General features: G+C 63.1%; 11 protein-coding genes. 6 read left to right on the top strand and 5 right to left on the bottom strand.

Features of this window, described 5'->3' with window-relative positions; genetic code table 11:
• The first annotated feature begins 28 nt into the window (after nucleotides 1-28).
• Nucleotides 29-916: a DMT family transporter gene (locus NKJ18_RS26535; RefSeq protein WP_352652650.1), complete on the top strand. Its 888-nt coding sequence runs from the start codon at nucleotides 29-31 to the stop codon at nucleotides 914-916.
• A gap of 51 nt (nucleotides 917-967) precedes the next feature.
• The gene (locus tag NKJ18_RS26540; RefSeq protein WP_352760451.1) at nucleotides 968-1,876 is read left to right on the top strand and encodes a DMT family transporter; all 909 of its coding nucleotides are present in this window, start codon (nucleotides 968-970) and stop codon (nucleotides 1,874-1,876) included.
• Nucleotides 1,877-2,010: 134 nt separating this feature from the next.
• Here the strand turns inward: NKJ18_RS26540 and NKJ18_RS26545 are convergent, their stop codons facing one another.
• Entirely contained in the window at nucleotides 2,011-2,874 is an 864-nt protein-coding gene (locus NKJ18_RS26545) for a LysR substrate-binding domain-containing protein (RefSeq protein ID WP_023672706.1), read from the bottom strand.
• A 112-nt stretch (nucleotides 2,875-2,986) separates the two neighbouring features.
• Between NKJ18_RS26545 and NKJ18_RS26550 the strand changes: the two genes are divergently transcribed.
• Both NKJ18_RS26550 and NKJ18_RS26555 read left to right on the top strand, forming a co-directional pair.
• Nucleotides 2,987-3,394, top strand: coding sequence for a tautomerase family protein (locus NKJ18_RS26550; protein WP_352760453.1), 408 nt, complete (start codon nucleotides 2,987-2,989; stop codon nucleotides 3,392-3,394).
• A gap of 167 nt (nucleotides 3,395-3,561) precedes the next feature.
• A complete protein-coding gene (locus NKJ18_RS26555) occupies nucleotides 3,562-5,784 on the top strand; it encodes an AMP-binding protein (protein ID WP_352760455.1) in 2,223 nt (740 codons plus the stop codon).
• A 159-nt stretch (nucleotides 5,785-5,943) separates the two neighbouring features.
• Here NKJ18_RS26555 and pssA read toward each other — a convergent pair whose 3' ends face one another.
• Nucleotides 5,944-6,759, bottom strand: a complete 816-nt coding sequence (pssA, locus tag NKJ18_RS26560; RefSeq protein WP_023672701.1) for a CDP-diacylglycerol--serine O-phosphatidyltransferase — start codon at nucleotides 6,757-6,759, stop codon at nucleotides 5,944-5,946.
• Between the two features lie 3 nt (nucleotides 6,760-6,762).
• Nucleotides 6,763-7,821 (bottom strand): phosphatidylserine decarboxylase, encoded by a 1,059-nt coding sequence (locus NKJ18_RS26565; RefSeq protein WP_352760458.1) that lies wholly within the window; start codon nucleotides 7,819-7,821, stop codon nucleotides 6,763-6,765.
• Between NKJ18_RS26565 and NKJ18_RS26570 the strand changes: the two genes are divergently transcribed.
• Nucleotides 7,727-8,407: a lysozyme inhibitor LprI family protein gene (locus NKJ18_RS26570; protein WP_352760460.1), complete on the top strand. Its 681-nt coding sequence runs from the start codon at nucleotides 7,727-7,729 to the stop codon at nucleotides 8,405-8,407. The two genes, NKJ18_RS26565 and NKJ18_RS26570, sit on opposite strands and share 95 nt — an antisense overlap.
• An 11-nt stretch (nucleotides 8,408-8,418) precedes the next feature.
• Here the strand turns inward: NKJ18_RS26570 and NKJ18_RS26575 are convergent, their stop codons facing one another.
• Entirely contained in the window at nucleotides 8,419-9,678 is a 1,260-nt protein-coding gene (locus tag NKJ18_RS26575) for a DMP19 family protein (RefSeq protein WP_023731446.1), read from the bottom strand.
• Nucleotides 9,679-9,899: 221 nt separating this feature from the next.
• On the opposite strand from NKJ18_RS26575, the gene NKJ18_RS26580 reads away from it, so the two are divergent.
• Nucleotides 9,900-10,790, top strand: coding sequence for an SMP-30/gluconolactonase/LRE family protein (locus NKJ18_RS26580; protein WP_352760463.1), 891 nt, complete (start codon nucleotides 9,900-9,902; stop codon nucleotides 10,788-10,790).
• On the opposite strand, the gene NKJ18_RS26585 is transcribed toward NKJ18_RS26580, so the two are convergent.
• Nucleotides 10,769-11,116 carry an antibiotic biosynthesis monooxygenase gene (locus tag NKJ18_RS26585; RefSeq protein WP_352443824.1) on the bottom strand — a complete coding sequence of 116 codons (348 nt, stop codon included), beginning with the start codon at nucleotides 11,114-11,116 and terminating at the stop codon, nucleotides 10,769-10,771. The two genes, NKJ18_RS26580 and NKJ18_RS26585, sit on opposite strands and share 22 nt — an antisense overlap.
• Between the last annotated feature and the right edge of the window lie 230 nt (nucleotides 11,117-11,346).

Raw genomic sequence — 11,346 nt, forward strand, 5'->3', positions numbered from 1 at the left:
GTCCTCTTGACAGCGCCGGACACGCCGCATGGCCGATATTGCCATTCTGGAAACCCGCGAAAGGGTGCTTGCCGGCATCCTGTTCACCGGCTGCGCCTATTTCCTGTTTTCGACGCAGGACGCCGCGATCAAGCTTCTGGTCGTCGGCATCAGCGTCTGGCAGATCATGTTCTTCCGCTCGATCGCTGTGCTTATCGGCTGTGCTGCAATCGGCGGACCGCCCATCTTTGCCGACACAATGCGCTCGCCCATCGTGCGGCCGATGCTGGTGCGCAGCGCCTTCACGCTCGGCGCCTGGCTCTGCTACTACAACGCGGCCCGCTCCCTGCAGCTGGCCGAACTCACCACCATCTATTACGCCGCCCCGATCATCGTCACCGTGCTGTCGGTGGCGATGCTTGGCGAAAAGGTGCCGCTGTTGCGCTGGCTGGCGGTGTTCATCGGCTTCGTCGGCGTCTTCATCGCCTGTGATCCCACTCGTCTCGGCTTGTCCGTGCCGATGCTCTTGGTACTGGCGGCGGCAGTGCTGTGGGGCATTGCCGTGGTGCTGTTGCGCAAGACGGCGCTGGCCGAGCGCACGCTGATCCAGCTTGTGCTCAACAATTTCTACTTCCTGGTGTTTTCCGCGGTGCCGGCGCTGTTGGTCTGGCAGATGCCGGACTGGCGCCAGTTGCTGCTTTTGATCAGCGTCGGCGCGCTCGGCGGCGTGGCGCAATTTATGCTGTTCGAAGGCATGAAGCGGGCGCCGGTGTCGATCGTGGCGCCGTTCGAATACACCTCATTGGTCTGGGCCTTCGGGCTCGGCTTTGCGATCTGGGGCGACGTGCCGCGTCGCGAGGTGTTTCTGGGGGCGGCGTTGATCGTCGGCGCCGGCCTGCTGATCATCGGCAACGAGCATTTCCGCAAGCGGCTATGAGTACCCCGTGCTGACAGCATGGTGGCAGGAGAAGACGGATAGGCTGCTGAGATGACGGAAGCGCTCGACGGCCCAGGCACCACAGATACCGCTGCCGAGCGTACGCTCGGCATCATGCTGGTGGCGGCCTCGGCGGCTTTCTTCGCCCTCACCGGCGTGCTGACCAAATCGATCCACACCGACCCGCTGACCATCACTTGCTGGCGCGGCTTTGTCGGCGCGATCCTGATCACCTTCTATGTGCTGTGGCGCTGGCGCCGCTCCGGCGGGCGGGAAAGCTTGCGACTTGGCTGGCGCGGCTGGCTGCTGGCCCTTGAGGGCGCCGCGGCCAGCATCGCCTTCATCTCGGCGTTCAAATTCACCTATGTCGCCAATGTCGCTGTCATCTACGCCACCGCGCCCTTCATCACCGCGCTGCTCGCCTTCGTGCTGGTGCGCGAGCCGTTCCGGGCGCAGACGCTTGCCGCCGCCGCCGTTTCGCTGTGCGGCGTAGCGATGATGGTCGGCTCCGGCTTCGGCAGCGGTCATCTGTTTGGCGATGGGCTCGCGCTGCTGATGACCGCCGGCAGCGCGCTCTACATGATCATGGTGCGCGCCTTCCGCGACACGCCGGTGGTGTGGGCGGGCGCAGTCTCGGCGCTTCTGCTGTTCGTGCTCGGCTGGTTCGTCACCGACCCCCTGGCGATTTCTGCTCGCGACGCCGTGCTGCTCGTCGCCTTCGGAGGATCGTTCGCGGCGGCGTCGATCCTGTGGACGGAAGGCTCGCGGCTGATCCCTGCGCCCGAGTCCGGCCTTCTCGGTGCCGCCGAAGTGCCGTTTGCGATCCTGTTCGCCTTCCTGTTCCTCGGCGAGATCGCGCCGGCCGCCAGCCTGATCGGCGGCGCCATAGTACTGTGCGCGGTTTTCGCCCATGCGGGGCGCGACTGGCTGGCCGCGAGAAAAAGTGCGGCAACCCAATAATTATTTTCCAAGTCATGGAACCATCATGCGGATCAGGCAGTTTTATGTGCGACGGGTCACCCCCCAAGTCCCCCCAAACCCCTCGACCCGTCCTCCTCAAAGCCGACCGTAAAGGTCGGCTTTTTCTTTGGACATCAGCCGGCAAAGCCGGGCAAGGCGAGGTTGTCGCTGAGCAGGATGGCAAGATCGCGCGCCGGCCGCTCGGCGCCCTGGCCGAGTTTTATCGCGAATTGCGCTGTCGGCACCGGCGGCAGGGCGAATTCGCGCGGTGCTTCGGCAATGCCTGAATGGGCAAAGCGGGCGGTGCGCAAGGTCAGCGCGATGCCGGCATTGACCGCCGTGCGCAAGCCGGCAAGGCTGGCGCTGCCGGCGGCAATGCGGTAGCGGCGGCCGGCAGCATCGAGGGCCGCGAGTGCTGCTTCGCGAAAGCCGCAATAGGGGTCGAGCAGCGCCAGCGGCAATTCCTCTTCCCGCACGGCAAGCCCTTTTTGCGAGCACAGCCACAGCATCGGCTCACTGAACAGCCCGACTTCGTCATTGGCCGGCGTCTTGCGCATGACAACGGCCAGATCGAGCTGCCCGGCCTGCAGCGCCTCGCCAAGCTCGGCCGAACGGCCAACGCGGAGTTCGACCCTGACGCGCGGATGGCTGGCCGCGAAGGCGCGCAGCAGCTCCGGCAGGCCGCTATCGGCGAAATCCTGTGTCGTGCCGATGGCGACGCGACCAGCGGCACGCGCGCCCTTGAGCGCCAGCCAGGCCTCGCTGTGCACGGCAAGAATGCGGCGGGCATGACCGACAAGATCCTCGCCGGCCGGCGTCAGCCCGCGCCCGCGCCCCTGCGCCACCAGCAGCGGTTCGCCGACGATCTCCTCCAGACGCTGCATCTGCGCGGTCACCGCCGAGGGCGAGCGGCCGACAGCAGACGCAGCCTGAGCCAGCGAGCCGCCATCGACAAAGGCAAGGAAGGTTTTGAGCAGATCGGGATCGAGAGCTTGCATACTTCGATAATACAGAACCTTTTGTTCGAAACAATTCGATTTTTTTGATTCAAAGATGATGGCATTGTCTCTCCAACGGCAAACAGACGCCGCTCAAACGAAGGAGAGAAAAATGCCCATCATCAACATCAGCGTCACCGGCAAGCCCGACGCCAAGCTGTCCGCCACAATCGCCAAGGAAATCACCGAGCTGACGGCAACCCATCTGCGCAAGGACCCGACGATTACCGCCGTCGCCGTCACCTATGTCGACCCGCAGCATTGGTTCGCCGGCGGCAAATCGCTGGCGGAGCATGGCGCCAACACCTTCTGGCTCGACATCAAGGTGGTCGACGGCACCAACACCAAGCTGGAACTGGAGGCTTATCTGAAGGCGATCTTTGAGGCCTTTGGTAAGTTGCTGGGTGGTGTGCACGAGGAAAGCTATGCCTTCGTGCATGAAGTCCCGGCCGCTGCTTACGGTTATGGCGGCAAGAGCCAGGAGTTCCGGTTCATCAGCGGGCGGATCAAGGCGGCTTGAGCCAACGTGAAAGCGCAGCGCCGCCCCTCATCCGCCCTTCGGGGCACCTTCTCCCCGTGAACGGGGAGAAGGAAGAGGCTCTACATTGACCTTGCCCCCCATTGCGCTACCCTCTGCTCTCGAAGCGGACGAAGAGCCGCATACCGGACCGTTGGGAGAGACGCGGCATGATCCTGACACTGGCGCTGCTTGCAGGCCTCGTGCTGGCCTGGCTGCTGATTGGCGCGATCGAGACGTTTCGTCTCGACCTGCGCTTTACCCAGGCGCTACTCTATGTGCCGTTCAAGCTCGCCTACCGGATCGATGACCGGCGCATCCGCATTGCCCGCAACGCGCCGACGCCGGTGATCTATGTGGTCTCGCACCAGTCACGCTTCGAGCCGGCGCTGATGCTGTCGCTGCTGCCCGACGACACGCTGCACATTCTCGACGAGGCCTCGGCGCGCTCGCCCTGGATGGAGCCTTGGCGCGAGCTTGGCCGCACCATCGCCTTCAACGCCGAGCATCTCTTCGTCAGCCGGCGGCTGGTCAGGGTGCTGAAGGGTAAAGGCCGGCTTGCCGTCTATCTGCCCGGTGACGTCGAGCCCGATGTGAAGACGTTTCGCCTGTTCCGCGCCGTCACCCGAATCGCCATGCAGGCCGACGCCCTCATCGTGCCGATCTTCGTCACCGGCTCGCGCGACCTGCCGGTTTCCTTGACGCCAAAGAACCGGGCGCCGCGCCACTGGTTCCCAAAACTCTCGATCAGCGTGCTGGAACCAATGACGATTGCCGAACTGGTGGCGCGCAACCCCGACCAGGCTTCCAACACAAATGCGTTGTTCGACCGCATCGCCGAGGCGCGGCTTTATGGCAGCAACCTCGATCGCGGCCTGTTCCTGGCCATGCGCGATGCCGCGGATCGCACCGGCGCCTCGCATCCGATCATCGAGGATGTGATCAGCGGCTCGCTCAGCTATCGAAAAATGTTCATCGGCGCGCGCGTGCTCGGCCGCCGTTTCGAGGCGGTGGCGGCGCCCGGCGAAGCGGTCGGGGTTTTGCTGCCCAACGCCAATGGCGTGGTGCTCTCCTTCGTCGGCCTGCTCTCGGCCGGCCGGGTGGCGGCGATGATCAACTACACGGCAGGGCCGGCCAGCGTAACCGCCGCGGTGCGCACGGCAGTCATCCGAACGGTGGTTTCCTCGCGCGCGTTCGTCGAGAAGGCGGCGCTTGCCGACATCATCGCCGCGGTCGAGGCCGGCGGCGCCAAGATGCTGTGGCTGGAGGATGTGCGCGCAAGCGTCACCACACTGGAAAGGCTCGCAGCAGCGGTGCTCTGGCGGTTCCCGCTGCAGCGGCAGGATGCGGCCAAGCCCGCCGCAATCCTGTTCACCTCAGGCTCGGAAGGCACGCCCAAGGCCGTGGTGCTGTCGCACCGCAATCTCCACGCCAACGCCATGCAGGCCGAGGCGCGCATTACCATTTCGCCGTCCGACATCCTGCTCAACGTGCTGCCGGTTTTTCACTCTTTCGGCCTGACCGGCGGCACCATCCTGCCGCTGGTGACCGGGGTGAAACTGTTCCTCTACCCGTCACCGCTGCACTACAAGATCATCCCGGAGATCGCTCGCAAGGTGAAGCCGACCATCATGTTCGGCACCGACACGTTCCTTGCCAACTATGCCCGCACCGCGAAGGATGGCGATTTCTCCAGCCTGCGCTTCGTCGTCGCCGGCGCGGAAGCGGTGAAGCCGGAGACGCGGCGCGTTTATCGCGAGCGCTTCGATGCCTCGATCATCGAGGGGTTCGGGCTGACCGAGGCCGCCCCAGTCGTTGCCGTCAACACCGCCATCCATGGCCGCGACGGTACGGTCGGACGGCTGTTGCCGGCGATGCGCATGAAGCTCGAACCGGTCGAGGGTATCGAGGGTGCCGGCCGCCTGTGGCTCGACGGGCCGAATTTGATGATGGGCTACATGACCGCTGACCGGCCCGGCGAATTGCAGCCGCTGGACGGCTGGCACGACACCGGCGACATCGTCTCGGTAGACCGCGAAGGCTTCATCACCATTCGCGGCCGGGCAAAACGCTTCGCCAAGATCGCTGGCGAGATGGTGTCGTTGGGCGCCGTCGAGATGCTGGTGCAGTCGCTGTGGCCGGAAGAGCGCCACGCCGCGGTGGCGGTGCCGGACAAGAGGCGCGGCGAGCGCATCGTGCTGGTCACCACCGCCGACGACGCCGATCCGGAAGAACTGCGCGCCTTCGGCAAGAAGGCAGGTGCGGCCGAACTGATGGTGCCCAACGACATCGTCAAGGTCGAGGAGATCCCGGTGCTGGGTTCCGGCAAGACGGATTATGTCTCGACGCGGAACCTGGCGATCGAGAAGCTGGGGCTGGGCCTGGCGGCTTAGCGTATCTCCCTCCTCGAGGGGGAGATGGCCGGCAGGCCAGAGGGGGTCGCCTCGCGTGAAGCGCCGACGTCCTCTTCGCTCAAACGAGGTCGCGTCCGGGGCGTACCGACCCCTCTGTCGCCTTCGGCGACATCTCCCCCTCAAGGGGGGAGATAACAACTACCCAATATCCGACGGCGGCACTTTTTCGCCCTCGCGCTTGGCGCGCTTCGAATACGCCCGCACGCTGAAAGGCAGGAAGATGAGATAGCCTGCGACAGAGGCGGTCAGCGTGTACCAGGGATAGGTCATCAACAGCAGGACGTAGAGAACGACCGCCAGGATGATCGGCAGCACCTTGTCGCCCGGCACTTTCAGGCTTTTGCCGGAATAGACCGGCAGCCGGCTGACCAGCAGGAAAGCGACCAGCACAGTGAAGCCGGTGGCGACGAATGCCGTCAGGCGGTCCGGCTCGAGACCGAGCCGGAGGAAGGACAGATAGAGCGGCAGCATAACCAGCACGGCGCCGGCCGGCGCCGGCACGCCAACGAAGTATTCGCTCTGCCAGATCGGCCGGTCATGGTCTTCGTCGAGCACGTTGAAGCGCGCCAGCCGCAGGCCACAGGCGATGGTGAACAGAAGGGCTGCGATCCAGCCGAAGGAGCCGGCGCGGTCGAGCAGGAAGGCGTAGAGCACCAGTGCCGGCGCGACGCCGAAATTGACGATGTCGGCCAGCGAATCCATCTGCGCGCCGAATTTGGATGTCGCCTTCAACATGCGCGCCAGGCGCCCGTCTATGCCGTCCAGGAAGGCGGCGAGCAGCACCATCACCACGGCCGGCTCGAAACGGCCCTCGAAGCCGAAGCGGATGCCGGACAGGCCGGCGCAGATGGCAAGCACGGTGACCAGATTAGGCAGCACCATGCGCATCGGAATTTCGCGGATGCGCGGGCCGCCGCTGCCATGGGCCTCGAACTTTTTGAACGGCGCGCCCACCGCTTACGAAATCCTGACGAGCGGGGTTGCGGCGACGCCGCCGAATTCGGCGAGCACGGTTTCGCCGCCGACCGCCGTCTGGCCGACGGCGACGCGCGGCACCGCGGTCGACGGTAGGAAGACATCGACGCGCGAGCCGAAGCGGATCAGGCCAAAGCGTTCGCCGACGGCAATGGAGCCGCCGGTCTCGGCCCAGCAGACGATGCGGCGCGCCACCAGGCCGGCAATCTGCACGGCGACAACGATGCCGTTGGGACTGTCTATGACCAGCCCGTTGCGCTCGTTCTCCGAGCTTGCCTTGTCGAGTTCGGCGTTCAGGAATTTGCCCGGCCGGTGCTCGATTTTGGTGATGCGGCCGCGCACCGGAGCGCGGTTCACATGGCAGGAAAAGACGTTCATGAACACCGAGATGCGGGTCATCTCGGTGTTGCCGAGGCCAAGCTCGCGCGGCGGCACGGCCGGGCCGACCGCCGAGATGACGCCGTCGGCGGGACTGACCACCAGCCTGTCATCGACCGGGGTGACACGCTCGGGGTCACGGAAGAAATAGACGCACCAGGCGGTCAGGATCAGGCCGATCCAGAACAGCACCGAGGAGAAATAGCCCAGGAACAGCGTGCCCGCACCAAAGGCGGCAATGAACGGATAGCCCTCGCGATGGATCGGAACGAAGGCATTCTTGATCGAATCGACAAGGCTCATCGGATGGGGCTCATGGGATGGGGGCGGTCCCTGTTTCAGGTCCGGCCTCAATACCGGAAAGGCTCCGCTGCCGCAACGCAACATTGGGCAAGGCCGCATCGTCCGCAGCCGGCAGGAACGGTGACGTGCTTGCCTGTCGGCTGCTTTGCCGCCAGAATTCGGGTCAACGCCGGCTGAACGCGCGGCGAAAAGGCCGACTGCCATGGCGCCAAATTCAGGCAAAACGTATCTTGTTGCCATACGATCGTCAGCCGTGGGTGCCGTTTTGACCGTACTTGTGGCAGCGAGCGACCACGCAGTTGCGCAAGGCAAGCCATCCTTCGACTGCGCCAAGGCCGCCAGCGTGGCGGAAAAGGCCATTTGCGCCGATCCGGTCCTGGCGCAAGCCGATGCCGACGTCGCGAAGAATTATACCGCGCTGCTGAAGAGGCTCGATGCTCATGCCGGCAAGGCGCTGCGGGACGACCAAAGCGATTTCATCGCGTATCGCGACCAGATCGCCGGCTTCAACGAAAGTTCGCCCAAGAACCAACAGACTTTCGATCTCGGCGAATTCCTGCGAGACCGCGCAACCTTCCTGTCCGGCATACGCAAGCCCCCCGATGCAGGTTTGATCGGCACATGGAGCAGCGTGCGCGGCAGCGTCGACATCAAGGCTGTTGGCGGAGGCAAGGTCGAAATCTCGGAAGATGTCGTTTCCAATCCAGTCTCGGGAAGTGGGTCATGCGAGATCGACGGCACGGTCGAGGAGCGCAACACTCTGCGGCTGGTCGACCGTGCCGTCGACAACGACAACCCAACCGGTTTTTTCTTTACCTTCCGACGCGACGGCGATGCGCTTGTCGTCGAGCAGAGCGGCGCCGGCAAGGATGGCAAATCGGAGCCCCTGTCATGCGGTGCCAACGGCCATGCCGATGGCACGTTCTTCCTGACGGAGAAAAAGTAGGCTTGCTGTCGCTAACCCGCCGCAGCGGAGCGATCAAAGTGGGCATTGAGCTCGGCCATAGCGGCCTCAGCGAGGCTTTCATCATCCTTGCCGCGCAAGAGCACACCGCCGTTCCGCAACGATTGGAAAAGGAAGACTTGGCCTGATGCCAGCACCACCCAATTCACGATTGCTCCTTCCTCCTTCTGCACCACCGAATTCGCAGAAACGATGGCATCCGTCGGGTCGAAGCCTGCCTTGCGGAGCAGGAGGTCGACGGCGGCGGGAGCATGGTATTGTTCCGCCAGCTCAATGACCGCTGTGATCTCGGGCTCTTCAGCAATGCCAAGCTTGGCGCCAACTTTCGGGGCGTTAGCCGCTAGCGGGCTCTCGCCTGGCGGTATGACAAGCAACTCTTCTGGAGCGATGTACTCGTAGACCGTGACGTGTGTCTCCGTCGCACTGCATAGTCGGGTCTTCTTCGCGCTGGTCTGAAGTTGAAAAACCAGCTGTTTCTCTCCTTCTATGTTCAGCATCCTTGCCATGCCGAACGCGATTTTGATCTCGGGCGGCGCGATCTTGGCGCAGGCAAGGCCGGCCCCGACATCGCGCCAGCTCAAGATCATCTGGCCTGCCAAGTTGCCAACGGACTTATGAAGAAGCCTGCCTTCGCGCTTCGGATTGGCCATCACCAGCCGGTGTATGACGTCGTCGTAATCGTCACTATCGACAACTTGCAGATCAGGCCATGACGCGATCCAGCGCGCCAAAAGGTTTTCCATGGGCGCAGCCTCATCCGCAACGTAGAACGCATGATCAAGTGTATCGAGAAAATCATCCCGCCCGCCCTCGAAGCCCGTCTGCTGGGCGGCTTCGTTGGGATGGTCTGCAATCCAGCTGGACATCTTTTCCAAAGTCGCAAGCTGGCCCTTTGCGCCACAAGCAGTGAGTCCAGCTCGTGCGTTGGCAATCATGGCGCCGATTTCCTGCCCGGCATTGTGGATGAATTGACTATGGCCGCCGTTCTTTACCTCCGAAGAGTACGAGTCGGCATGAAGGACCTGCATCGCCTTGGTGTCGATTTCGGGATAACGATAGAGTCCTTTGGAAACCATCGCTGTGACGAATTGCATGACAGCGAAGACGAGAAAAAACGGCTCTTCATCAGGATCCTCGACGTTCGAACGCAGTACGACGACTGGCAACGGCAGGCCGAATTCCAACTGCTTTCCAGAATCTGATGCCGACTTCTCGGGCGTTTTCTTGGATTTGCGGGAAAAGAAACCGAACATCGAAAATACTCTCTTGGTCGCAACTTGCGCGAACGGGTTATTTCCGACGCGACAATATCAGCCGCCCTCAAGGATTAAAGGCACTCTGATCCAGAGGCATCCGCACGATGGTTTGCCGAAATTGTCGACGGTGTCGGGGCGCCACGGATTCATACGTCCTTGGCAGGAAAGCGCTTCGCGACAATGCCGAATTGCGGCGAGTCGACAAACCAGGGTCAGAGATGCCATCCTCGAAATCAGTCGCCCTGAACGCCAAGGTCATTACAGAAGGCCTCGCTTTCGGAGAGTCTCCCCGCTGGCACGACGGACGCCTGTGGCTCTGCAACTGGGGAACCGGAGAGATCGTCGCGGTGGATGAGGACGGCGGGAACCAGGTGATGCTCACCGTGCCGGCCATCCTGCCCTATTCGATCGACTGGTTGCCGGATGGCCGATTGCTGATCGTCTCGGGTCGGGATGGCTTGTTGCTGCGGCAGGAGGCGGATGGAACGCTGGCCACCCATGCCGATCTTCGGTCGCTGTCAAACAGCCCGTGGAACGAGATCGTCGTCGACGGGCGCGGCAACATCTATGTCAATGGCGGCGGGTCGGCGCCTGCACCGGGCGAGCATTTCGGGCCCGGCACCATCGTGCTGATCACGCCGGACGGCTCGGTTCGACAAGTGGCCGAGAACATCGCTTTCGCCAACGGCATGGCGGTGACGCCGGACAACAGGACACTGATCGTGGCGGAGTCGCATGCCAACCGGCTGACCGCCTTCGATATCGCGGAGGATGGCGGGCTTTCCAACCGCCGGGTCTGGGCCGATCTCGATGGCTTTCCCGACGGCGTCTGCCTCGATGCCGAAGGAACTGCCTGGTATGCGGATGTTCCCAACAAACGCTGTGTGCGGGTGCGCGAAGGTGGCGAGGTGTTGCAGACAGTCGATGCCGATCGCGGCTGCTTTGCCTGCATGCTGGGCGGGCCGGATAGCACGACACTGTTCATCGTCGCCGCCGAATGGCGTGGTTTCGAGAACATGATCAGCGATGCCCGCACCGGCCAGGTGCTGAGCGTCGAGGCGCCAGCACCTGGCACGGGCTGGCCCTCCTACATCTCAGGCAGACGCTGATAGTTGGCGATATCGGCCTTCACACCCAGCCGGGCAATGGTCTCCTGCGGGTTGAAGCCCGCCCGCTCGTGGGCCGCCTTGACGATCGGCACGACATTGTCGACGGCCGCCTGGTTTTCCCATTCGACAATGGTGACCAGGTTGAACTCACCCGGACCCGAAAATTGCTCGAGCACGAAATCCTGGACGAAGCCTTGCTGCAGGCGCAGCAGTTCATGCGTTGCCCTGACCTTGCGAAGGATTTCTTCACGGGCCTCGGCAGGAACGACGAATTTGTCGACCCTGAACACGGCTTCACTGGTAAACTGTTGATTGAGTTGATCCATTTCAATCTGTCCTGTTCCTGGACGACTTGGGTTCGGTGGCTCAGGAACGGGTTTTGCGATCTCAACCAAGGTTGAGGTCAAGGGGAAACTTTCGGTGGTGATGATGGCGACGACGCTGCATATCTCCCCCCCTTGAGGGCATAGGCGCTAAGATAGGTATTGCCCTGCGGAATCGGGTGTGATTCTACACTGCGATGACACACGAATCGCTTGTTGATGACGGCTGGGCC

Origin of the sequence: Mesorhizobium sp. M0217 (genome assembly GCF_040321955.1) — a bacterium.
Classification (GTDB): Bacteria; Pseudomonadota; Alphaproteobacteria; order Rhizobiales; family Rhizobiaceae; genus Mesorhizobium.